General features: G+C 59.6%; 21 protein-coding genes and 2 tRNA genes. 20 read left to right on the top strand and 3 right to left on the bottom strand.

What is annotated here, in order from left to right; translation table 11 throughout:
- Positions 1-87: 87 nt before the first annotated feature.
- A complete protein-coding gene (locus tag HY696_05800; GenBank protein MBI4237915.1) occupies positions 88-687 on the bottom strand; it encodes a hypothetical protein in 600 nt (199 codons plus the stop codon).
- 125 nt (positions 688-812) lie between these two features.
- Here HY696_05800 and rph point away from each other — a divergent pair, with 125 nt between their 5' ends.
- The 4 genes from rph to HY696_05780 all read left to right on the top strand — a co-directional run bounded on the left by rph (position 813) and on the right by HY696_05780 (position 2596).
- On the top strand, positions 813-1532 hold the full coding sequence (gene rph, locus HY696_05795) for a ribonuclease PH (GenBank protein ID MBI4237914.1): 720 nt from the start codon (positions 813-815) through the stop codon (positions 1530-1532).
- A 9-nt stretch (positions 1533-1541) separates the two neighbouring features.
- Entirely contained in the window at positions 1542-2180 is a 639-nt protein-coding gene (gene rdgB, locus HY696_05790) for an RdgB/HAM1 family non-canonical purine NTP pyrophosphatase (GenBank protein ID MBI4237913.1), read from the top strand.
- Positions 2171-2244: transfer RNA gene (locus HY696_05785), tRNA-Pro, on the top strand. The genes rdgB and HY696_05785 overlap by 10 nt, the downstream gene beginning before the upstream one ends.
- Positions 2245-2511: 267 nt before the next feature.
- Positions 2512-2596, top strand: a tRNA-Ser gene (locus HY696_05780).
- A 229-nt stretch (positions 2597-2825) separates the two neighbouring features.
- On the opposite strand, the gene HY696_05775 is transcribed toward HY696_05780, so the two are convergent.
- A complete protein-coding gene (locus HY696_05775) occupies positions 2826-3614 on the bottom strand; it encodes a hypothetical protein (GenBank protein ID MBI4237912.1) in 789 nt (262 codons plus the stop codon).
- A gap of 258 nt (positions 3615-3872) precedes the next feature.
- Here HY696_05775 and HY696_05770 point away from each other — a divergent pair, with 258 nt between their 5' ends.
- The 15 genes from HY696_05770 to HY696_05700 all read left to right on the top strand — a co-directional run bounded on the left by HY696_05770 (position 3873) and on the right by HY696_05700 (position 18934).
- Positions 3873-5354, top strand: a complete 1482-nt coding sequence (locus HY696_05770; GenBank protein ID MBI4237911.1) for an exo-alpha-sialidase — start codon at positions 3873-3875, stop codon at positions 5352-5354.
- Positions 5351-6664, top strand: coding sequence for a hypothetical protein (locus tag HY696_05765; protein ID MBI4237910.1), 1314 nt, complete (start codon positions 5351-5353; stop codon positions 6662-6664). Before HY696_05770 ends, HY696_05765 begins: the two co-directional genes overlap by 4 nt.
- Positions 6665-6684: 20 nt before the next feature.
- On the top strand, positions 6685-8388 hold the full coding sequence (locus HY696_05760) for a type II/IV secretion system protein (GenBank protein ID MBI4237909.1): 1704 nt from the start codon (positions 6685-6687) through the stop codon (positions 8386-8388).
- A gap of 26 nt (positions 8389-8414) precedes the next feature.
- Positions 8415-9605: a type II secretion system F family protein gene (locus HY696_05755; protein ID MBI4237908.1), complete on the top strand. Its 1191-nt coding sequence runs from the start codon at positions 8415-8417 to the stop codon at positions 9603-9605.
- Between the two features lie 6 nt (positions 9606-9611).
- Positions 9612-10031: a type II secretion system protein gene (locus tag HY696_05750; GenBank protein ID MBI4237907.1), complete on the top strand. Its 420-nt coding sequence runs from the start codon at positions 9612-9614 to the stop codon at positions 10029-10031.
- A gap of 183 nt (positions 10032-10214) precedes the next feature.
- Positions 10215-10628, top strand: a complete 414-nt coding sequence (locus HY696_05745) for a type II secretion system protein (GenBank protein MBI4237906.1) — start codon at positions 10215-10217, stop codon at positions 10626-10628.
- A gap of 157 nt (positions 10629-10785) precedes the next feature.
- Positions 10786-11649 carry an AAA family ATPase gene (locus HY696_05740; protein ID MBI4237905.1) on the top strand — a complete coding sequence of 288 codons (864 nt, stop codon included), beginning with the start codon at positions 10786-10788 and terminating at the stop codon, positions 11647-11649.
- Between the two features lie 3 nt (positions 11650-11652).
- Positions 11653-12492: a tetratricopeptide repeat protein gene (locus HY696_05735; protein ID MBI4237904.1), complete on the top strand. Its 840-nt coding sequence runs from the start codon at positions 11653-11655 to the stop codon at positions 12490-12492.
- Complete coding sequence (gene pilM, locus HY696_05730; protein MBI4237903.1) at positions 12489-13523, top strand: pilus assembly protein PilM; 1035 nt, start codon at positions 12489-12491, stop codon at positions 13521-13523. Before HY696_05735 ends, pilM begins: the two co-directional genes overlap by 4 nt.
- A 9-nt stretch (positions 13524-13532) precedes the next feature.
- A complete protein-coding gene (locus tag HY696_05725; GenBank protein MBI4237902.1) occupies positions 13533-14093 on the top strand; it encodes a PilN domain-containing protein in 561 nt (186 codons plus the stop codon).
- Entirely contained in the window at positions 14093-14758 is a 666-nt protein-coding gene (pilO, locus tag HY696_05720; protein ID MBI4237901.1) for a type 4a pilus biogenesis protein PilO, read from the top strand. Before HY696_05725 ends, pilO begins: the two co-directional genes overlap by 1 nt.
- A complete protein-coding gene (locus tag HY696_05715) occupies positions 14758-15123 on the top strand; it encodes a hypothetical protein (GenBank protein ID MBI4237900.1) in 366 nt (121 codons plus the stop codon). Before pilO ends, HY696_05715 begins: the two co-directional genes overlap by 1 nt.
- Complete coding sequence (locus tag HY696_05710) at positions 15120-16688, top strand: hypothetical protein (GenBank protein ID MBI4237899.1); 1569 nt, start codon at positions 15120-15122, stop codon at positions 16686-16688. The genes HY696_05715 and HY696_05710 overlap by 4 nt, the downstream gene beginning before the upstream one ends.
- 20 nt (positions 16689-16708) lie before the next feature.
- Positions 16709-17842, top strand: a complete 1134-nt coding sequence (locus HY696_05705) for an aminopeptidase (protein MBI4237898.1) — start codon at positions 16709-16711, stop codon at positions 17840-17842.
- A gap of 12 nt (positions 17843-17854) precedes the next feature.
- The gene (locus HY696_05700; GenBank protein MBI4237897.1) at positions 17855-18934 is read left to right on the top strand and encodes a mechanosensitive ion channel family protein; all 1080 of its coding nucleotides are present in this window, start codon (positions 17855-17857) and stop codon (positions 18932-18934) included.
- A gap of 355 nt (positions 18935-19289) precedes the next feature.
- On the opposite strand, the gene HY696_05695 is transcribed toward HY696_05700, so the two are convergent.
- The gene (locus HY696_05695; GenBank protein ID MBI4237896.1) at positions 19290-21851 is read right to left on the bottom strand and encodes an insulinase family protein; all 2562 of its coding nucleotides are present in this window, start codon (positions 21849-21851) and stop codon (positions 19290-19292) included.
- A 90-nt stretch (positions 21852-21941) separates the two neighbouring features.
- Here HY696_05695 and HY696_05690 point away from each other — a divergent pair, with 90 nt between their 5' ends.
- Positions 21942-22592 (top strand): histidine phosphatase family protein, encoded by a 651-nt coding sequence (locus HY696_05690; GenBank protein ID MBI4237895.1) that lies wholly within the window; start codon positions 21942-21944, stop codon positions 22590-22592.
- The last annotated feature ends 35 nt before the right edge of the window (positions 22593-22627 follow it).

Below are 22627 nucleotides of genomic sequence, written 5' to 3'. Positions count from 1 at the left end.
CCCCCAATGGTGTGTGGATACAAAAGACTGGCGGCACCCTAAAAGGGTGAAGGAGAAAAGTCAAGAAATTGTCGTGGCTAGATGGACTTAGAAATGCACACCGAACGCGGCAATAGCGGTCCACTCCAGGTCGAGTGTGGAGCGATACGCGGTCGTGGTGATGCCGGCGATTGTCTGAGTGCGCTCCGGTCGCCAGACTAAATCGCCGAGACCGCCGATCGAAAGGTACACGGCATCGTGGAAAAATAAGCCGCTCACGCCGGCGCCCACGCTCGGACCGATCCCCCACTGTAGAGCACGCGGCGCGCTGGCAGTTGGCGCGGTCGGCAGGACGTTGACTTGCGCGAGTCCAGCGGCGCTGAGGTAAGGGAGAATGCGCACCGATCGGAAATCAGTCAGGGCGTTGTTGATCCATGACCATTTTGTCCCAAGGCGCACATTGATTAAATGTTCTTGGTTCGTGATGAGGCCGGGGGAACTATAATGCCCGCTGAGTTCGACGGCCCACGGATCTGTCAGATTCCAACCGAAGATGAAACCAAAGAGGGCCTCTTGATCATGGCCGTGCACCGTATTGGTCGATTGCTCTGTATCGAAGCTGGCGTCACGGATGCCCGTAACAAATTGCAGATACGGCCCCTCGTGAAATCCGGAGAGTGGGCGGGCAAATGTGGGAGCAGAATGCAAAATGCAAAGTGCAAAGTGCAAAATGCAAAATGTGAGAGAGCATTTGCAACTATTTTTCATTTTGCACTTTGCCTTTTGTCCTTTGCCTTTTGTCCCGCCCCTATGCTAGCGCCGCCCGCATGTCAATGCGACGGCGAGCCAGTGCGCGGATGCGTCCGGTGGTGATTAAGCCGGCAGTTTCCGTCTTTGCAGAAGGATCGGCCTTGATTCAAATGGGGCGAACACAGGTCCATTGCACGGCGTCGATTGAAGAGTCTGTGCCGCGCTGGCGCGAAAAGTCAAAGCTCGGCTGGGTCACCGCAGAGTATGGGATGCTGCCGCGCGCGACCTCGGAGCGCACCGGTCGGGAGGCGGCCAAGGGGCGCGTCGGAGGGCGAACGGCGGAGATTCAACGTCTGATCGGCCGTGCGCTGCGCGCCGTGGTCGATTTTCAGCGACTCGGTCCCCGTACCATTACGCTCGATTGCGATGTCTTACAGGCCGATGGTGGGACCAGGACCGCGGCGATCACCGGGGGCTATGTGGCCTTAGCTTGTGCGTGCGCCCAACTGCGGAAGCGTGGATTGCTGACCGAATGGCCATTGCTTGATTACGTGGCGGCCGTGAGTGTCGGAGTGGTTGAAGGGCAGCCTTTGTTGGATCTCGAGTATGCGGACGATGTCCGCGCCGACGTCGATATGAATATCGTGATGGCGGGCGGCGGGCGCTTTATTGAGGTGCAGGGCACGGCGGAGCATAACCCGTTTGATCAATCCATGCTATTGCGGTTGCTGGCCCTGGCGAAGCAAGGCATTGCAGACCTCATTGTCCTGCAGCGGCGCGTGCTACAGCGCGCCCGCGTGTAGATTATCGGTATGACTGTGACCTGTGTCTTAGCCTCTGCGAATCCTCATAAAGTCTCTGAGTTGCAATCCTTGCTGGGGGATGGGCCGTGGCAGCTGCGGTCGTTGCGCGACTATCCGCAGTGTACGCTGCCGCCGGAAGTGGGGAGCACATTTTCCGCGAATGCCTGCGCCAAGGCGGAGGCCGTGACTGTCGCGACCGGGGAATGGGCGATCAGTGACGACAGCGGGTTGGTGGTCGATGTGTTGAGCGGCGCACCGGGGATCTTTTCCGCGCGTTATGGTGGCACGCCGACCGATGACGCGAAGAACATTGCCCGTTTGTTGGTGGACTTGATTAACGTTGGACCGCCGGAGCGGAGCGCGCATTTTGTCTGTGTGCTGGCGTTGGCGCGGCCAGGAGTCGAGACGCAGTGGGTGTGTGGCGTGTGTTCCGGCGTGGTGTCAACGTGCCCACGCGGAGCGGGCGGATTTGGATACGATCCGATTTTTTATCTGCCGGCACTCCGCCGGACCATGGCTGAGTTGACGGCAGAAGAAAAACACGCAATCAGCCACCGTGGTCAGGCCGCGCGGTCCTTGCGGAAGATGCTGCTTGATTTATGCCGTGAGAAATCGGAAACATCCGCCCGTCTTGGGCACGGGGCGTAGCTCAGCCTGGTAGAGCGCCTGCTTTGGGAGCAGGAAGTCACTGGTTCAAATCCAGCCGCCCCGACATTAGAATGGGGGGTCCGCAGGGCAGTAATGGAGGCTATTCGCATCATCAATATTTGGTGCTGCCCTGCGACGACCGAGCCGGGCACCCAGCCGAAGGCTGGGTCGGCGAGGAAGTACCCGCAGCGCGGCAGCGCGAAGGGGATACCCCCCATACCCCCGCGCTCGTCGCCGGCGAAGCCGGACGGTCGGCTTGCGATCTTGGTGGGCGGTGAACCGCCGGGTGGAAAATGGAAAATTGAAAATGGAGGGTTCGCCTCCGGCGAACGGAGAGGTGCAGGAGTGGCTGAACTGGCGTGACTGGAAATCACGTATACCGCAAGGTATCGAGGGTTCGAATCCCTCCCTCTCCGCAAACACATCGGGCCCCAACAGGGGCCCGATGTGTTTGTGAAAAGTGGGATGCGAACCCGGACGAGAGGGTTCGACTGACAGTCGGAGCGATAGCGGAGACAATGTAGATGTTGCGAAGCCACTTTTTCAGAGCGGCAGCCGCCAAAGGCGGCTGCCGCTCATCCCTCCCTCTCCGCCGCCGGCGGATTGACCGAAGGGAATCCCTCCCTCTCTGCACGCCACATGTTTTTACTCAAACCCCTTGAGCTGTAACTCCGTCAGAATCGCTTTCCCCTGTACGTTCCCACTCATTCCGCGCAAGGTCTCCTCCGTCTTTGTCGCGCTTTCTGAGGTCGCACCGGTGAATCGCACGACGAGTGCTGCGGGATGGGTTGTGTTGGATACCGTGCTGTGTAAGTCCCTGGCCCAACTGGTGCGACTGACGCCGTGCCACTCGCGTTCACTCACGATCGCGGCATGACAACTGCCGGCAGCGATCTGCTTGAGCATGCCGAGCAAGTTGCCGGTGGTTTGCAGTTTGGCGGGTTGCCCCGCGCGCTCCAATTTCTGATTCGGGAAATCTTGGTGGATCATGGCCAGTGTGAGCGGCTCGCTCATATAGATGATGAGCGGTGCAGGGGTCTCATCGCACTGTCCCTCGACGAAATGCCACGACTCCTCCGCTTTACCATGCGCCAGTGGAACGGCCGTGAGGATGCGTTGCATCCCGAGCGCTTGTCCGTATTGCGCGTACATTAAATAGCTGACGATGCCGAAGCTGGGACGCCCCGCGCGCGCGAATTGTAAGCCGCTCTCGACGTTGCCGAAATATTTGGCGTGCCATGTCACGTTACTGGTCTTACTCCCCAAATAGGCTGCGAACTGGTCAAGGAGCGGTTGGGCTTGTGCGGTGTTGCCGCCGCCGCCGGGGTACCAAAAAATGAAGGCGTGCTCGGCGGCGCGTGCGCTGTGCGCGATCCCGAACGAGAGTCCGTAGATCAGTCCCCAACAGCCAAACAGATGCGCGATTTTTTTCATGGTCGCGACCATGCGTGGAGGGCGTGGCGCTGTCAAGCCTCTCTCAGAATGATCACACCGGGTGCGCGCAGACCCGGGCGGAGGGCGTCAATGGCGTGTCGGTACGGCAGCCCGTTGAACTCGTTGAAGAAATTTTGGCAAGCGCGCCACGGGCGAGTGGCACTTCACTTGCAACTTCTTCATCCGTTGGAGAGCTCGATTATGCGACCGGGATGGCGGTGCGTCTATTGCTGCGTAAGCCTACTTCTCTGTGTGGAGATGGCGAGGTTTGCCACGGCTGCCAATCGGCTGGCTGTGGCCCCATTTAATCCGCGCGTTGAGATCGGGTCGACCCAATCGTTCCATGCCATCGTCAGTGGGAACGGCGATACGCCGCTTCAATGGACGGTCAGCGGCGGTCCGATCAATGGTGTCATCACCAATGAAGGGCTCTTTACCGCGCCAAAGTCGCTGCCTCCGGATAATCATATTGAGGTCTGTGCGACCGATACGCGCGATGCGGCCGTGGTTGGCTGTGTCCCGGTTACGCTGACCGTTGGACCACCATGGACCGCAGCGCGTGAGGTGGCGGCCTCGACGACGACGGGCGCACAAAGCCCTCCGATGCATCTCAATTTGGCGCTCGGTGCCCAGCGCGGGCATTTACATGTCGTTTTCGTGCAGGGCGGCCGTGTGGTGTATGCCGCAAGCCGCGATGGTGGCGTCAGTTGGCAGGCGCCGAAGGTCCTTTCCCACGCGGGCGCAGTGGCACATGATCCGGTCTTAGCGACGACGCTCAGCGATCAACTCTTTGTTGCGTGGCGAGAAGGGGATGCGGCTACGTATTTCACGCGGAGTCTCGACGGGGGCGAACAGTTTGAGTCGCCGACGTTGGTCGAAGAGGCCGTCCACAGCGATGGGCTTTCATTGCAAGTGAAGTTGGATGAGACGGCAGATGAGATACTCCTGAGCTTTACATCCGGCGAAAATAGTCAGCTTCGTGTCCTGCGCGGGGCGTCCGATGGCACGGCATGGCAGCCGGTGGCCGTGCAGGGGGATCCATCGCTCGCGTGGTACGACCCGGTCCTGCATCAGGTGTTGGATAGCGGCACTTCACTTTGGTGGAGTGATGGCGATGGGGAAACAGCGGGGAGTCAAGTGTCGTGTGCAGAGGACACCGAGCCGATGATGTATACGATGAGCACCAATCCGGGCGCCGGCGGCGCGGACTTTGCGCCGGCGGTCGCGCGCTATTGGCAGCTGCTGTTCGAGACGGAGACCGAGAGCCACTCGAAGACGGAGACCCATGTGGTGTGGCTCCACAATGCCACGCCGGGAGATGCCACGGCCGAAGTCAGTCTTCGCTATGGTCGTTACGTCCAAGCGGCCAATGCCTGTGCCGCGCTGGAGACGCCGTGGCGGCAATTGGATGATCCGGCGGTGGGTACGCTGCTGCTGAATCATTACCGTCCGGCGATTGCGACCGATCTCGAGGGGCGTGTGGCGGTCGCCTATTATGCCCGGGTTGCGGGCAAGACGTGGTTAGTCGCCCGTGAGAGTCGTGATCATGGGGCCACGTGGGGTGATGCGGTGAAGGTCAACCAAGGGGCGCCGGGGCAGAGCGAGACGTGGCCGACTGCCGCATCGGTCACGCACGCGCCGGCGATCGCCTATGACGACGGCGGTCGACTCTACGTGCTCGGTTTGGTGGATAGTGCCGGAGCGAATCAATGGGCGTTGCGCCTGTGGGTGCTGGAATGAAGCGCTGGCTTACATGTCTCGTCCTGATGGGGCTGAGCGCCGCAGCCTGCAACTCGAATGCGCCCAGTGGACAAGTGGCGCCGAATCCGGCCGCCGAAGAAGGGACGCAAGTCGTCCCGGTCGGAGGCACGCAATTGCCGGTGCCGATCGAGTTGCCGGCCGCGACGCCGGATGGTCCTGCGCCCACGAAGAATCTCGCGATCCGTTTCCCGGACCAATTAGCAATCTCTGTGGAGGAAATGACGAAGCTCGGCGGGGGCGAAGCGAAGACGGCTGTCGCGACGGCATCGCTCGGTAAGTCGCTGCAAACTCCCGCGCCGTCGCCGCTGCTCAGCCCCCCGTCTGTGTTGCCGGGCGCGCGGCCGGGATTCCTGGTCGACGGACCGAGCGAGATGGTGTCGGCGGTGAACGGATTATTGGAGCGATATTTGGCTGTGGTCAGCGGCGTGCGCGTGGAGTTGCAATATTTGGCAGCGGATGCGGCGATTCCGACGATCGAGCGGGCGACGCCTGAGGGGGGAAAAGTGAAAGTCGACTTTGTTCCACTCGATGCTGCGAGCGAAGTCGGTCTCGGCACCTTTTCCGGGAACGCGATGGAACTGTCCTGTGGCACCGGTTGTGCGCGGACGCTCGGCGAGTTCGAGGCGGGTACGCCGCTCTGTTATCGGGTCTGGGTGCAGCCGGCCGGCGGGGCCGCGGCGTGGCGGCGTTTCATGATGGGAAAATTTCTGCGTCTCCCTGGGGCGACGGATCAAGGGGCGGGATGTTTCCGTGCGGTGTCCGCCGCGGTCCTGGTGCCAATCGCCGAAGGCGTTGTGGTGACCGAGGCCGCACTGTTTGCCACCGAAGATCTGGCCTCCGGTTGGCGGTACGACCAATCCGACCCAACGGATCGACGGTTAGAAGCGTTCATGACTGGGGACTTGGGCGCGTCGGCGGATATGCAGGCGGCCGATGCGACGCTCCGTGGGTTGCATGTCGCGTTGCGGGAGACCGGGCCCAGTATGGACGTCGCTGCTGTGCAACTCAATGCGCAGATGCTGACGCAGACAGGGCCGGCGGCGACCGAGGCGATGCAGCTCGGTGTCCAAGTGCGTGGCCGGTGGCGGCGCGATGGTGATCTGTTGCGCACTTCAGTCGCGATGCAGCGGACGCACGGGGACGTGACACAGGTGTTGGGGAGTTTAGAGGATATCTGTTTGGCGATCAGTACCGGATATCAGACGATCGGATGTCCGGCAGCCTGGCAGGTGACGGAACCCGTTGTGGCGTTGCCGGTTCCGACCGATACGGCGTTGCCGACGTTTTAAGTAGTGACCAGGGGGATGGCGTGGCGCAAGGATTTGCCAGTGAGTTGCTCGGAGAAATTACGGAGCAGCTTGTGCAGCAAGGCCTCATCACGGGCGATCAGCTCGAGGTGGCGAAGGTCACGAAGCAGACATTAGGCGGCGATCTCGGCAATATCCTCATTAAGAAGGGATTCATTACGACGGACCAGATCCGTCAGTTTCTGCAGCAGCAACTCGAATTAGAGCAAGTCGCGTTGGCCGATCTCCCGATCGACGGCGCGGCAGTCAAAAGTGTGCCGCTGAGCATCGCCGAGAAATACCACTTTATGCCGCTGTATCGCGTCGAGGATATCCTCACGATCGCGGTGAGCGATCCGCTCGCGCTCTTTTCGATCGCGGAGTTGCAAGGTGTGTTGAGCAGCGCGATCCATCCGATCCTGGCCACGCAGGAGGAGATCGATCAAGCGATCAAACTCCATTATCAATCCGCGAACGAGACATCGATTAATAGCGCCCAAGAGGAAAGCATTCACATTGTGCGCGAAACGGATCAGGACCAAGAGGAAAAACAGAACCTCGAGGAACAGGCCGCGCGCGAACGCGTCGTTGCCATTGTGAACACGATCATTACGCGCGCCGTGAAATACGGCGCCAGCGATATCCATATCGAACCGCAAGGCGATGCCACGCGCGTGCGCTGTCGGATGGATGGGATGCTGCAAGAGATGTTCGTCTTTCCGAAGGCGCTCCATCTGCCGCTCGTGAGTCGGCTGAAAGTGATGGGATCGATGGATATCGCGGAGCGCCGCATCCCGCAGGACGGACGCGTGCGTCTCAAAGTGAAAGGCAATAACGTCGATCTGCGGCTGTCGACGTATCCGACGATGTTCGGCGAGAAGATGGTGATGCGGTTGTTGATCAAATCGAAGATCTTCACGTTGGATCACTTAGGCTTCGCGCCCGATGACAAGCAGCGATTTACGGAACTGATCGCCCATCCGCACGGGATCTTTCTTGTCACCGGTCCGACTGGGTCGGGGAAGTCGAGCACATTGTATGCCGTGTTACAGCGCCTCAATTCGCAGGAGACGAACATCGTCTCCATCGAGGACCCGGTGGAAAATGAAATCCCCGGCGTGAATCAGGCGCAAGTCAATGTGAAGGCAGGGATGACGTTCGCGTCCGCGCTGCGTTCAATTTTGCGCCAGGACCCCGATATCATCATGGTCGGCGAGGTGCGGGATCGCGAAACCGCGGAAATGGCGGTGCGGGCCGCGCTGACCGGTCACTTAGTATTGTCAACGCTGCACACCAATACCGCCGCAGGGGTCGTGGAGCGGCTGTGCGATATGGGCGTCGAGCGATTCTTAATTGCGTCCGCGTTGATCGGCGTGTTGGCACAACGCTTAGTGCGAAAAATCTGTCCGGCCTGTCGCGCGGAGGTGGAGATCGATGACGAAACGCGGAAGTTGGTGGGCGACCTGACGTGGGCCGGCCCGATGTATCGGGGGCGCGGATGTCGCGAGTGCCGGATGACGGGGTTCCGCGGGCGGTGCGGAATTTTCGAACTGATGACGGTCGATAATGAAATGCGCCAAATGATCACGAAAGGGGATTCGGAACACGCGATTCAGCAATACTGCATTGCGCAGGGGTGGCGCGACATGCGGACCGACGGTCTCGACAAGGTAAAGGCCGGTATCACGACGCTCGATGAAGTCTTACGTGCGACGTCGGAGGAATAATGCAATTTGCGTTTCGAGCTCGTGACATGCAAGGCGCGCTAATCACCGGCGAGGTGGAGGCCCCCGATCTCCGTGCGATGCAGTCGCAATTGACGGAACAAGGCCTGATTCCGATCTCGATCCGCGAACTGAAGCCCGGCGCGGTGACCATGGCCGCGATCGAGCGATGGTTCAACAAAGTGAAGGCCGAAGAGTTGATGGTCTTCACGCGCCAGTTCTACACCCTCTTCAAGGCCGGTGTGAGTATCGACACGATTCTTGCGACGCTGGCGCGGCAGGCGATGGGGAAGACGCTCCGGACCGCGATCGAACGCATTCGTTCCGACATCGGCAAAGGGGCGAGTCTCTCGCAAGCCTTTCGCCAACATCCGCACGTCTTCGATGAGCTCTACATCTCCATGATGCAGGCCGGCGAGGAGGCGGGTATTCTCGAGCAGACATTGTTCGAGTTGGTGAAGCTGATCGAGAAAGATCACGCCATCAAGCGCGCGATCAAATCGGCGATGTTTTATCCGAAGATCGTCATCTTCGTGTTGGTCGGCGCCATCAGCGTTTTGATGACGATGGTGGTGCCGAAGTTCAAGGAGTTCTTCGGACATTACAAGGCCGAACTCCCGATGCCGACCAAGATCCTGATTCAAGTGAGCGATTTTTTCGTCAACTTCTGGTTTCTGATCCCCGTCATTATCGGGGTGGGTGTCTTTCTGTTCCACCGCTATGCCTCGACGAAGAGCGGACGTTACAATCTCGATCGGATCCGTTTCCAAATGCCGATTTTCGGCCCGCTGACGATGAAAGTCGCGAATGCCCGCTTCGGGCATATCCTCTCCGCGTTGTACAAGAGCGGACTCGCGATGTCGCGCAGTCTGGATGTGGTTGCGAACGTGATCGGCAACGAGGCCTTCGCGCTGGAAGTGCGTCTGATGCGGGATGATATCCAGCGCGGCATGGGGATGGCCGATGCGATGCAGCAGCGGCTGTATTTTCCGCCTGTGGTGATCGAGACGACGGCCGTCGGTGAGCGGACGGGCTCACTAGATGAGATGCTGCTCGCGGTGTCGGAGCACTTTGAATTGGAAGTGACCCATACCATCAAGAACCTCACGACATTGTTAGAGCCGATCTTGTTGGTCGTGATTTTCGGTATGGTCACGCTCGTGGCATTGGCGATCTTTCTCCCGATCTGGGGAATGTCAGCGGCAGTGAAGGGGGGGTAGCGGGGAATGCAAAGAGACATGCGAGGATTTACGTTGGTTGAAGTGGTGCTCACGATCACGATTCTTGGGATATTGGCCGTCGCGGCGCTGCCCAACTACATGGCGCTGACAACGCAAGCGGCGAATGCGGGACGCGACGGCGTGGTGGGGGCGGTGCGAACCGGGGTTTCTATCTGGCGTGCGAACGACGTGGTCGTGAATGGCCCTCCGGGGGTGTATCCGAATCCGTTGGATGCGTTGCCGGACAATACCACGTGTGGCGTAGCGACGCCGTGCTTCACGGTCGTCGTCGGGGCCACCGGGATTCGCAATGGAAGTTGGACCAAGCTGACCGCCACGCAGTATCGATTCTTCGACGGCCAAGCGAATTTCACCTATACGTACACGCCCGCCACCGGCTCCTTCGTTTCTCCGACCGCCCCCTAATTGCCAAGTGTCTAAATTTCTTTGGCAAATATCGGTGGTAATTTATACCCATTTACAACAATTTCATGTTATTGCACAATTTTGTCACTGTGTTGAATAAAACCCAATTATTGTAGCGCTTGGTGGGTCCCACGGGGGTCCGTGGGGCCGCGAATGTAGTGTCTTTATATAGGAGGGGGGACGATGAAGAACCAACGGGGTTTTACCCTAATCGAGTTGGTCCTCGTCATCACCATCCTCGGGATCCTCGCCGTCGCGGCGTTGCCGAACTTCATTAACGTGGCAACGCAAGCGCGGCAGTCGTCTCGAGATGGCGTGACAGGATCCGTGAGGGCGGGCGTGGCGCTCTTTCGCGCCAACGACTTAGTAGTCAACGGGCCTCCGGGCGTTTATCCGGCGACGTTAGACGCAGTCGCCAACGCCACGGCCTGCAGTGCTGCGAATCCTTGCTTCGGGAACGTAGTGACGGGTGGTGTGGCCGCCGCAGGTTGGACGAAGAATACGAACACGCAGTATACCTATAACGATGGGACTGCGAACTTCGTCTATACCTATACGGTGGCTACTGGGACGTTTGTGTCGCCGACGGCGCCATAACGTTCGCGTAACCAAGTGTGCTGATCACTACGGGGGCGATATCGCCCCCGTAGTTTTTTGTTGCGCATGATATTCGGGGGCTTCCGCACGCTTTTGCTTGCCCTTGCACAACATTTCCATATACTCCCTCGAAACTGTTATCCATTTGGGGGAGTGTATGTACTTGGCCTACTTTGGCCTCCAGGAGCCGCCGTTCCGGATTACCCCGGACACCAAGTTTCTCTTCCTGACCCAACAATACGAGTCGGCGCTCGACTCGTTGGCCTACGCCATTCAGGAGCGCATGGGCTTTCTAGTACTCACCGGCGAAGTGGGAACCGGCAAGACGTTGCTGACGCGGCAACTGTTGGCTCGTTTGGAACCGGATGTCGCGTCGGCACTGCTGGTGAATCCGCTGTTGTCGGTGCCGGAACTGCTCACGGCGATCAATCGCGATTTCGGGCTCGCGGTGCGGGTCTATTCCCCGCAGCGTCTGATCGAATCGCTGAATAAATTTCTACTGACACTGCAGAAGAGCGGTCGCACGGCGCTCGTGGTGGTGGACGAGAGTCAAAATCTCTCCATCGAGGCGTTGGAAATGGTCCGGATGCTGTCGAATTTGGAGACGGAGAATGCCAAATTGTTGCAAATCCTCTTAGTGGGGCAGCCGGAACTGGAACGGAAATTAATGAGTCACGAGTTGCGGCAGTTGCGGCAGCGCATTGGTGTACATGTGCGATTGGAACCGCTGCCGTTTTTACAAATGGTTCGGTACATCACGCATCGCATTACGTTAGCGGGTGGTCAGGGGCGGGTCTATTTCGAGCCGGGGGCGTATCGGTCGATCTATCGCTTGACGCACGGGTATCCGCGACTGATTAACGTTTTGTGCGATCGCGCGTTGACGGCCGCATATACGCTCGACACGCCGATCTTGACCAAACGCGTCGTGCGGCACGCGTACTATGACCTTCGGCCACGTCGTCCGTTGGCTCCGGTGTGGCAATTTTGGCGCCGCCAAGTCGTGAACCTAGGATTCTAACCCATGTCACTCATTCATAAGGCACTGAAGAAGGCGGAAGGCGAACGCAATCCCCAACCACCACAAGTCCCGGAGGAACATTTTGTCGGGGGCGGTGAGGGAGGTGGGGGTGGAAGTACCGGTGGCTCAACATTTCCGCGCCGCGCGAGTTGGTCGCGGGTGGCGCTGTTGGTCTTACTGTGGGTGGCGCTCGGCAGCGTGGCCTATTGGAAGTTCCTGATGCCGAAACGATCCGGTCCTCAAGAAATACCGCCCGTGGCGACCACGGACCTCCCGCCACCGCCAGTCGTGGAGCAAACACCGCTACCGTCGCCCACGGCCGCGGTGCCGGCTGTGACCCCGGTGCCGGCCACAACCACTCCCACCGATGTGCCCGAGTCGATCGCGTCCGTGATTCAGGAAGGGGAGACCTTATTCGCAGCCGGGAAATTTCCGGAGGCGTTGGAGCAATTCAAGTTGGCCACGGAAAAAGAGCCGAGCGTGGCGCTGGCGTGGAACGACTTAGGTCTGGCGCACAAGAAGCAAGACAATCATGAAGCGGCGGAAGCGGCGTACAATAAAGCGATTGAGCTGAACGCCGCGTATCCAGAGGCGTTGAATAACCTCGGGGCGTTGAAGATCGCGATGGGCGATCGTTTGGCCGCGGCATTGCTGTTTCGGAAGGCGATCGAGGCCGATGCGAAATATCCGGATGCGCACTTCAATTTGGCGCTGCTGATGGAAGAAGAAGGCAATTGGCGCAGCGCGGTCGAAGAATATAAGGCCTACTTAGTCCATGCCCAATTCAGCGATGTGGCCTTCCGGCAGCGGATCGAGCAACATGTGGAGGAGATCGTTCCGTGATCGATCTCGGGGGATTACTCAATCGGTTTCGCAGTCAGGATCGCGTCGGCTGCGATTTCGGTACCGACACGTTCAAAGTGGTCCAACTGACGAAGCGCGGCGCAGCGCTTCAGCTGGGGGCCTGTGGGATGACCGTGATCGAATGGGGCAGCGATGAAGAGGCTGCGGTGCGGCGCTTGCAAGTCTTTCTGCGCGAACATCGGGTCAATTTGGCGCATGCGGTCATTAATTTGACCGATCCGAATCTGCAAATTCGTGAAATGGAATTGGCCAAGATGCCGGAGCGGGACTTGCTGATGGCGATCCGCTGGAATTTCCGTGAAGGGATCGATGGGCCGCTCGAAAATTTTCAAGTCGCATATACGGAAGTGCGCAAGAGTGCGGACGGTAATCGCCGCCATTTGATGGCGTATGGCATCTCGAAGGCGGTCGTGAAACGGCTGCAAGAGCGTTCGGACAAAGTCGGGTTGAAGCTGTTGGCGATCGAGCCGGATATTTCCGCGCTGATGGCGGCCGCCGAATATAACCTGGATTGGGTGGAGGGGGAGCGAGTGGGCATCCTCGACCTCGGATTCGGTAGTGGGAACTTGTTGATCGCGGCAGATCGCGTGCTCCACTATGCGCGGCCACTCAACAGTGTCGGCCTGGATCGGTTGGGGCAGTTAGTGGCGCCTGCAGCAACTAGCCCGGCGGAGCGTCGGGAGGCGATTCGTCATTTCATGGCCGGCTCCGAAGGCGACGAGGCCGTGCCGGGGGTCGACGACTTTTATCGCCAGATATTATTGGAGATCGAACGGATCACGGCCGGATTCCTCGGTCAGGCCGGATTGGAAGTGGGGGAAGGGATCCAGCGGTTGTATTTAAGCGGTGGCGGGGCCCTGTTCCCCCGCTTGAAGGGCTATTTGGAAAAGAATTTAGGCGTGACAACCGCCACGTTCAATCCGTTTCGCAAAATTGAGGGAGGCGATCGTGTCGAAAACGGTCCTTTATATAGTGTGGCCGTCGGCTTAGCGATTCCACCACCGAAGTGATGGGGCGATATGACACAGCGGGTTAATTTTCTCGACAAAGGGCCGTACGCGCTGACGTATCGCAATATCATGATCGTCTTCGGCGTTTGGGTCGGGCTCTGCGTGGTGGTGGAGGCTGGGTTGATCGGGTACGCGTGGTTAGTGGAAAAACGTCTGGAAACCATGCAAGAACGGATCAAGATCCTGCAGAAGCAGCAAGAACAACAACTACAACTTTTGGCCTTGTCGAAGACACAAGAGCAGACTGGCACGGCGATCCAAAGTCTGACGGCGCGCTTTCAAAACCTGCCGCGCTGGTCCGGCGTGTTGCAAGCCTTGCTGAAGGCGCGGCCGGCGCAGGTGGATTTGGTGCGGTTTGCCAGTGCGCAGGCGGAAGGGGCGGCGGCGCGCACGGTCCAGTTGGAGGGCTATTCCAGTAATGCCGAGGCGATGGCGGAATTTGTCGATCATTTAAGTCACGTACCGATGTACAAACATGTGGTATTGGTGGAATCGAGTCGCGAAGAAAAAGGGGAGGGACGACTCAAATTTCTGATTAATGCCACGTTGGATTTTACTCCCGAGGGCTGATGGCGTGGGGCGGCAGCAAAGTCGATTGGACGCAAGAGGCGAACTCCCGCGAGAAGGTGATGGTCGCGGTCCTCTTGCTCGCGGTGTTGTATGTCTTCGGGACGTACGTCTGGGGTGTGCAGTGGGCCAAGAAGAAAGAGCTCCAGGGGCAGATTGATACCGTCAAGATGCAAGTCGAGGCGATGCAAAAACTGTTGGCGGCACAGCCGACCGTCGTGCAGCAAAAACCCGTCGTGCCGGCAGGGACAGTCTCCGTGGCCGAGGACGCACGATTTGCCCCGTATTTGCGTGGCGAGATCAAGACGCGGGAAGAGGTGATGAAAGAAGTGGTCACCGGACTCACCGCGCCGAGTAGTTTGCAAGGGGTGGAACTCACGGGTTTCTCGTTCAGCCAAGAAAAAGATGAAGGGCACTATGTGACGGTGCCGTTTGATTTGCGGGTAAAAGGGCCGTTCTCCGCCACGGTGGGGTATTTGGAGCGGATCGAAAAATTGCCACTGATGGCGGTGTTGGATCAGGCGGTGATTGCGTCGCCGCCGGAAAACCGGGCGCAATTGTCGACGGCGATTCGTGGGTTGTTGTTCGTCGTGAAGTCTGCGGCGGCGTTGGCGCCGAGTGGAGCCGTGCCGATCGCGCCGGCGGCGGGTGGGGGAGGGGGACACTAATGAAAACCGTACTGCGTGCCGGCAGTGTGTTGATGCTCTGTGGTTGGGTGTTTGGAACCGTATCCGCGGGTTCTCTCTCCGATCTGAATCGTGAGCAATTCGATCAGAAGTTCGAGGTTAAGGAAACCACGCCGGAGAGTCCGTTCGTGCCGAAGTCCGTCGCGAAAGAGGAATTGTTAGTGCAGGACCTCCAATTAAACGGTGTGGCGTTGGGCCAAAGCACAGGATACGCGCTGATCAGCGGGCATGTGGTGCGGATGGGCGATCGCTTGGCAGGGTATCGCGTGCGCTATATCGGTGATGATCAAGTCGTGTTGCAGCGTCTGGATGAACAGGTCGTGTTGCGCATGCAGGGGGGCTTATGAAGCGCATGCTGTTTGGCGGGCATGTGTGGTGGGGACTCATGCTGCTCCTCTGCGGGATCGTGACCGGCGCCTGGGCGCTCGACACCGGGCATTTGGCGGGCACCGCAGCGAAACGTGGGGTCCCCACCGGAGGTGGGGAAATTTTTCGCATCGAGTTCCGCAATGCGGATCTGCGCGAGGCGCTGCGCTTTTTGGCCCGCATCGCGGGGATGAATCTCGTGATCCCGGATGAGATCAAAGGCACGGTCAATGTGTCGCTGCGCGACACGCCGATTCTCGATGCGATCAATGCGCTGACCAAATCGAATGGGCTCGACTATGCGTTGGAACGCGGAATCTTGCGCGTCGGCAAGGCCGATCAATTCACGACCAGCGGAGAGGACTTGAAAACGGAGACCATCCGGCTGCGGTATGCGATTGCAAAGGACATGGTCGATCAAGCGAAGCAGCTGCTGACCACGCGCGGGTCCGTGTTGGCCGATGAACGGACCAATTCGTTAGTGATTCGGGAGACGTTGGCGAATATCGAGCATGTGAAACGGTTTGTGGAAAACGTGGATGTCCGCGACTCGCAAGTCTTGATCGAGGCGAAGATCATCGAGGCGACGCGCGACTGGAGCCGCAATCTTGGTATCCAATGGGGGGTCAACACGACCACCGCGCCGACCGCGAATGTTCAAGGCGTGACGCAAGTTGGCACCTCCGACGCCGGCCGCCGACTGATGGTCAATTTGCCGGCATTGGCGCCGAGCAGCGGGCTGGGGATGATCATCGGGACATTGGGGGGAGGGACGAATATCGATATCGCGATTACCGCGGCGGAACAGAAAGGCGATCTCCACGTCATTTCGGAACCGTCGATCGTGACGTCGAACGGCGTGGCGGCGCGGATCCGGAGCGGCGAGACGATTTATGTCAAGACGGCGGGTTCGGTGAGTATCGGCGGGACGTCGGCGAGCGGCGGGGGATCGAGCGGGTTGCAGTCGATCAAGACGGGCGTGGAGTTGGGCGTGACGCCGCAAATTTCCGTCGGGGATTATGTTAAATTGAAGATCGATGCCGTGACCTCGGCGCCCGATTTTACGCGGACGGTGGACGGCATTCCGGCGATCGTCGACAACACGGCCACGACGACGGTGTTAGTGCGCGACGGCGAAATGACGATCATCGGCGGTCTGATTCGTTTCCGTGGTCAGGAGAGTCGGCGCAAAGTGCCGTATTTGGCCGAGGTCCCGCTCCTGGGATATCTCTTTCAGAATCGGTTGCGAGCTAAAACCAACAACGATTTGATGATCTTCATTCGTCCGCGGATCGTGCGCGAAGAAATTCCGTCCGAATTGCAAGCGCAGTTGCCACATCAAGAGGATGTGAAGCGCGATATTACCGAGTCGGACTATCCGCATTTGCCGAAGGCGCGCAAACCCGTGGAATATCGGTCGGGCAATAAAGCCTCGGCGCGCCGCTGGAATTCGCGCTACTCGCGTGGCGCTCCCGCGGTCATGCACGATGTCGGACCCTATCCGGCTGACGCAAGCAGTCTTGAAACCACGACGCTCTCTCGGTAATCGCACCTTCGGAGGTCCATATGAACGATCCTCGACTGACGGAATTGGCGCAGTTGTTGGCGAATTACTCGCTCGATCTGCAGCCGGGTCAACGCGTATTGATCGAATGGTTCGGCACGGAGCCGGCGGCATTGGTGCATGCGATGGTCGCGGCCGCGACGCGGCGCGGAGCCGTCCCGGTGTGGCAACACGGTGACGATCGTTTCGTCCGCACCCTGTTGCTGGAGGGGACCGAGGCGCAAGTGAAGGCCTTCGGCGCGTTGCAGCTCCAACAGATGAAACAATTCGACGCCTATGTGGCGTTTCGCGGCTCCGACAACATCTTCGAAATGAGCGATGTGCCGCCGGAGCGCCGGCAGTGGTATCTGCAACATGTCCAAAAGCCGGTGCATCTCGAACAGCGGGTGAAGCATACGCGTTGGTGCGTGTTGCGCTACCCGAACGCGGCGATGGCCCAGTTGGCCGAGACGTCGTGCGAACGTTTCGCCGACCATTACTTCAAGGCCGTCCTCTTCGACTACGCGCGCTTCCGTGAAGCGATGCGGCCACTGCAGGCGCTGATGCAACAGACCGATCGGGTGCGCATTACGGCCCCCGGAACGGATCTGACGTTTTCCATTAAAGGCATTCCGGCGATGGAATGCGACGGGACGATGAATCTCCCCGATGGCGAGGTCTTTACCGCGCCGGTGCGTGATTCGATTCAGGGGACGATCCGTTACAATACGCCGTCGCCGTATCAAGGACGACTCTTCCAGCGCGTCGGTTTTACGTTTCGGAATGGGCAAATCGTCGAGGCGAGTTGCGAGGGCGATCAAGCGGCTCTGCAGCGCGTCCTCGATACCGATCCGGGCGCGCGCTACGTCGGTGAATTTGCGGTTGGGTTCCATCCGTGGATTCGCGAACCGATCAAAGACATCCTGTTCGACGAGAAAATCGCCGGAAGCATTCATCTAACGCCGGGCCAGTGTTACGACGAGGCCCCGAACGGCAATCAATCCGCCGTGCATTGGGATTTGGTGTTGATCCAACGGAAAGAGTACGGCGGCGGTGAACTCTATTTCGACGATCGCCTGGTGCGGAAGGATGGGCATTTTGTATTGCCCGAACTGGCCGGCCTGAATCCGGAGGCCTTCGGCGCCCCCGCGTGTTGATGGGAATTTGCTATGGATTTTTCGTGGCTGAATGAAACGGGGTTTTCCGCTCTCGCGCAGGCACGGCCGTTGTTGGCGGCGTGTTCGGTAGTCGGGAGCGCCGTGGTCGTGGGGTGGTTGTGCCGACTCCTCCTCTGTCCGCTGTTGCGCGCGGCGTCCCGTAATCGCGTGCGCTGGGATGAAGGCTTGTTGCGGGTGCTGCGTCGGCACATCATTTGGTGGACGATGGCCGGCGGGATTTGGCTCGCACCGCAAGTAATTCAGTTCGGTTCCGCAATGCGGATCCATTTTCAACATGTGGCGGCGGCCTTATTCATTACATCGGCGTCGTTTGCGGCGGCGCGGACGGCGATTGTGTTTATTCGTGCCGTCGCGGCCCGCTCTGCCGTGGAGCTTCCGCTCACCAGCGCGTTGGAGACGTTAGTGCGGCTCAGTGTCTGGGCCGTCGGCGGTCTGCTGATTTTGAGCAATCTCGGGATCAGCATTACGCCGCTGGTCACGGCACTCGGTGTCGGATCGTTGGCGTTAGCGCTCGGACTGCAAGACACATTGTCGAATCTCGTCGCCGGTCTCTACACCACGATGGCGCGTCATCTACGGGTTGGCGATTTTGTCGAGTTCGACGGCGGACATCGGGGATTTATTACGGACATCGGTTGGCGAACGACGCGGATTCGCACGCCGCAGAACAACATCATCCTGGTCCCGAATGCTAAGCTGATGCAGACGATCGTCACCAACTACGACTTGCCGGTGCAAGAACAGGCGGCCTCCGTTGAAGTGCGGATCGGTCTTCACAACGATTTAGCTGCGGTTGAAACGCTCACGCTCGAGGTCGCACGTGACGTGCAGCAGACGGTCACTGGGGCGATTGTGTCCTTCGAACCAACGGTCCGTTTCCAAGGGTTTCCGCAGGGTGGCGTCGTGTTGCAAGTTGCGCTGCAGGCCAAAAGTTTCGCGGATCGCGCGTTGGTAATCCATGAATTCCTCAAACGCGTCCATACGCGGTTTCGGCAAGCCGGCGTGGAGTTGGGGACATCTGCGGCGGCCGGTGCAGAAGAGGTCCGGCCCGCCGTGTCGGGAAATCGCTAGGGCGTGTTGGCAAAATTGATTTCAGTGCCCCTCCCGGGACCGCGTTCCAATCTGGATGTTTGGCATAGCGCGTGTTTGAAAACCTGCTGAACGAGCGCAGGTGACTTGCCCGTGCTCCCGCCGGGTGGAGGGGCCAGGGGCCCCAGGGGCTCTCGCAGCCGTTTTCTCCTTGCGAAATCTAACGCCGAAAACGGCGAGGGCGAGCGCGCGGCGGCTCGATGCCGCCGCGATAGCGTACCCTGGGGGCCCCTGGCCCCTCCACCCGGCCCTCGGAACGAGCACCAACCGCTGCAGTGTGGAATGCACCGCAGGACCTGCACTCTTTCATCGATTTCCCAAGCACGTCCCACCGGCGTTATGGCGTGACGATGGAGCAGACTACGGCGTCTTTGCGGAAATATTTTTTCGCCACGCGGAGCAGATCTCGCGGCGTGACGGCGAGGATCTTTGCGGGATAGCGCGCGAGTTCATCGAGCCCGAGTCCGTACAGCAGATTCAACGCATGCATACCGGCGATGGCGCTGTTGCGCTGCAGATCGAGTTCATACGTGCCGACCAAGTGTTCGCGGGCGCGGGAAAATTCTTCGTCCGTGACCGGTTCGTCCGTGAGTTGGCGCAGTTGTTGTTCGATTCCTTCAATTGCCGTATGGACCTTGGCCGGTTCGGTGCCGATGTAGACGGCAAAATAGCCCGGTTCGATTCCGAGTTGGAGTGACGCGCTGACGGAATAGGCCAGACTCATTTGGTCGCGCAAGGTGAGGAAGAGGCGACCGCCTTGGCCGGAGAGGATTTGATTGAGCACGGAAAAGGCGTACCGATCCGGCGCCGTCACGGTCGTGCCGCGCACGCCGTAGAAGATATGGGCCTGTTGTTTCTCCGCGCGGCGCGTCGTGACGGTCTGTGGTTTGACAGCTGCCAATTTCGGCAGCTTCGGCCGCGCGGCCAAGCGCCGTGCGGGCCACCAGATGTGGCGGCGCACGAGTTCTTCGACGAACGCCGGTTCGATGTCGCCTGATACGCCCAGTACGATTTGGGACGGGTGGGCGATCATCTCATAGTAGCGAGTCAGCTGGGCTGGACCTAAACGGCGCACACTTTCCTTTTCGCCGATCGCAGCGAGCGCGTACGGATGTTTTCCGTACAATGCGCGACAGAAGTGCTTCATCGCCAACCCCGGGAGATTGTCTTCTTGATTGCGGATGGCTTCGAGCAGCAGATTGCGTTCTTTGGCGACTTCTTCGGGGGCAAAGGCCGGTTCGCGGAGTGTTTCGGCAAAGAGGGTGAAGCCTTCGGTCAGTTTAGCGCTCAAGAATTCGCTGCGGATTGCCACGCTGTTGCGTCCGGCGCCGGCATTGAGCCCGCCGCCGATCGCGTCGATGGTTTCGGCGACCGTTGCGGCGTCGCGGGAACGCGTCCCTTTGGTCAGCGTGTTGGTGAGGAGCGCGTTAATGCCGTTGATGGCCGCTGTTTCGTATCGTGTGCCGCCGTGCATCACGGCCTGAATCGAGACGAGTGGGAGCCGATGTTCGGGACGGACGACGCAACGGAGTCCGTTGGGAAATTTGAGCAACACGGGACGTGCGACGGCGCGCGGGCCGGGCACCGTCGTGACGGGGCGCGGGGCCGGGAGACGACACCATGCCGCGGCCTGGGTGGCTGGTACGATCTTGTCCCGTTTCGGGGCGACCCACATCAGTGTGCTGCGGTCGGGCCGGAGATAGGTATGCGCCGTATCGTGGAGTTGTTCCAAGGTGGTGCGGGCCACGGCGTCGTAGTATTTCCGCTCGAATTGGTGGTCGTTGGCGGTGGAGAGAAAATACGCGTGCTTGCCCGCTTGTCCGCCGACCGTTTCGCGTTCGTAGATTTCGGAGCATTGGATGTTGAGTTTGGCGCGTTCCAATTCCGCCATGCTGATCGCGCCGGGCCGCAACACGTCGCCGACCACGTCCCAGATCGCGGGCAACGCCCGCTTCATTTGTGCCGACGTAGCCGAGCCGCCGATCACGAACAAGCCGAGTCCTCGCGCGGTGAAGGCATAGGTGTAAATCGATTGGACTAAGCGCTTCCGTTCTTTCACGATCTGTTCCAACCGGGAGCTTTCGCCGCCGCCGAGCAAATGCGAGAGGATGTCGAGTGCGGGCACGGCCGCGGCCGTGATTTCTGGCGTCGGCACTGCGAGCGCGAAGTAGCTGGTCTGGATGTTGAGGCGCTCGGTCAAACATTGCGGGCCGATGGTATCGTTCAGCGTGAGCAAGTCCGGCATCACGGGTGCCGGCGTCGTGGAGAGATCGCAAAATTCCTCTTCGATGCGGCGCAACAGTTGTGTGGTCTCGAAATCCCCGACGACGACGACGGCCATTTGTGATGCCGTGTACCAGCGCTGCCAGAAGTGGCGCAGGTCCGTGTGCTGGAACGATTTGACGGTGACGGCCGATCCGATAATCGGGCGGCCATACGGGTGCGTGCCGTACGCGCCGGCGAACAAGTGCTCCATCAGCACATGTTGAGGGTTGTCCAAGCCGCGTCGGATCTCTTCGCAGATCACTTCCGCCTCGCGTTCCACTTCGCGCGCGTCGAACAGCGGGTGTTGCACCGCATCGGCGAGGATCTTCAGGCCTTCGTCGGCATACCGCGAGGCCATGTTGATATAATAGACCGTATGATCGAACGAGGTGTAGGCGTTGATCTCGCCGCCGGCGGCTTCGACATCCCGCGCGATCCGGCCCACCGGACGGGTGGGCGTGCCTTTGAACAACATATGTTCGATGAAGTGGCAGATGCCGGCCTCGGGCGCGGTCTCCATCGCACTCCCGACCTTGACGAGGAGATTCAGCGAAATCACCGGGGCACTGCGGTTTTCTTCGAGCAAGACCGTGAGGCCGTTCGGCAATGTGTGACGTGTGATGGTTGGTTTCATAGTGGTTGCAGTGGTGTGTGTTTTTCGTTAACCGGATGGTCAGAAATGTGCCCAGCCGGGTAACATTGCGCTCCGGAGAAAGGAAGTAAAATGTTCGAGGTTTTGTTAGTCAGACACGGCCAAACGGATTGGAATGCCGGGCGCCGGGTGATGGGGCGGCAACCGATCGGTCTCAATGCCACAGGCCGGGCGCAAGTGGCCGCGTTGGCGGGCGCGCTGGCGGAGTGCAACGTGGTCGCCATCTACGCGAGTCCCACGCGGCGCACGATGGAATCGGCGGAACTCTTGTTGGATGGACATCGCGGGGATGCGCCGTTGCAGGAGGATCCGGGATTGGTCGAGATCGACTACGGCGATTGGGTCAATCTCCCGTTCGAAGCCGTTGAACCGCAACCGAGCTTTACGGAGTATTTAGTCCGTCCCAGCCAGATGCAAATCCCCGGAGGCGAGCGCCCGACGGAGGTGCAGGCCCGCGCGGTCGCGGCCGTGGAGCGGATGCGGAGTGCGCATCCTAGCGGACGCGTGGCTGTCGTGTCGCATGCCGATGTGATTAAAGTCGTGCTGGTCCATTATCTCGGGATGCCGCTCGATCGCTGGCAACAATTCAAAATCGACAATGGCTCGTTAACGTGGCTCCGTTTCTATCCGGGTGGTGTCCGCGTCGTCGGTGTGAATTGGCATCCCGGCGCGGATCATCTCTTCGCGCATGACACGTTGCCGCATGTGCACGACGGGGAATGACAGATGCGTGCGTACGGGCGTAAGTGCGTACGTCT

The organism is Deltaproteobacteria bacterium, from assembly GCA_016210045.1.
Taxonomy (GTDB): domain Bacteria; phylum UBA10199; class UBA10199.
Note: the sequence above shows the minus strand (reverse complement) of the source record. Positions and strands in the feature narration are given on the sequence as shown.

What these genes read in the sequence shown, in the direction of transcription:
- HY696_05715 (MBI4237900.1), top strand. Translation starts at nt 14,758, where the DNA reads ATGAAAACCGTACTGCGTGCCGGCAGTGTGTTGATGCTCTGTGGTTGG.
- HY696_05750 (MBI4237907.1), top strand. Translation starts at nt 9,612, where the DNA reads ATGCAAAGAGACATGCGAGGATTTACGTTGGTTGAAGTGGTGCTCACG.
- HY696_05725 (MBI4237902.1), top strand. Translation starts at nt 13,533, where the DNA reads ATGACACAGCGGGTTAATTTTCTCGACAAAGGGCCGTACGCGCTGACG.
- pilO (MBI4237901.1), top strand. Translation starts at nt 14,093, where the DNA reads ATGGCGTGGGGCGGCAGCAAAGTCGATTGGACGCAAGAGGCGAACTCC.
- HY696_05700 (MBI4237897.1), top strand. Translation starts at nt 17,855, where the DNA reads ATGGATTTTTCGTGGCTGAATGAAACGGGGTTTTCCGCTCTCGCGCAG.
- HY696_05740 (MBI4237905.1), top strand. Translation starts at nt 10,786, where the DNA reads ATGTACTTGGCCTACTTTGGCCTCCAGGAGCCGCCGTTCCGGATTACC.
- rdgB (MBI4237913.1), top strand. Translation starts at nt 1,542, where the DNA reads ATGACTGTGACCTGTGTCTTAGCCTCTGCGAATCCTCATAAAGTCTCT.
- rph (MBI4237914.1), top strand. Translation starts at nt 813, where the DNA reads ATGCGACGGCGAGCCAGTGCGCGGATGCGTCCGGTGGTGATTAAGCCG.
- HY696_05710 (MBI4237899.1), top strand. Translation starts at nt 15,120, where the DNA reads ATGAAGCGCATGCTGTTTGGCGGGCATGTGTGGTGGGGACTCATGCTG.
- HY696_05695 (MBI4237896.1), bottom strand. Translation starts at nt 21,851, where the DNA reads ATGAAACCAACCATCACACGTCACACATTGCCGAACGGCCTCACGGTC.
- HY696_05765 (MBI4237910.1), top strand. Translation starts at nt 5,351, where the DNA reads ATGAAGCGCTGGCTTACATGTCTCGTCCTGATGGGGCTGAGCGCCGCA.
- HY696_05770 (MBI4237911.1), top strand. Translation starts at nt 3,873, where the DNA reads ATGGCGAGGTTTGCCACGGCTGCCAATCGGCTGGCTGTGGCCCCATTT.
- HY696_05755 (MBI4237908.1), top strand. Translation starts at nt 8,415, where the DNA reads ATGCAAGGCGCGCTAATCACCGGCGAGGTGGAGGCCCCCGATCTCCGT.
- HY696_05735 (MBI4237904.1), top strand. Translation starts at nt 11,653, where the DNA reads ATGTCACTCATTCATAAGGCACTGAAGAAGGCGGAAGGCGAACGCAAT.
- HY696_05690 (MBI4237895.1), top strand. Translation starts at nt 21,942, where the DNA reads ATGTTCGAGGTTTTGTTAGTCAGACACGGCCAAACGGATTGGAATGCC.
- HY696_05705 (MBI4237898.1), top strand. Translation starts at nt 16,709, where the DNA reads ATGAACGATCCTCGACTGACGGAATTGGCGCAGTTGTTGGCGAATTAC.
- HY696_05775 (MBI4237912.1), bottom strand. Translation starts at nt 3,614, where the DNA reads ATGAAAAAAATCGCGCATCTGTTTGGCTGTTGGGGACTGATCTACGGA.
- HY696_05745 (MBI4237906.1), top strand. Translation starts at nt 10,215, where the DNA reads ATGAAGAACCAACGGGGTTTTACCCTAATCGAGTTGGTCCTCGTCATC.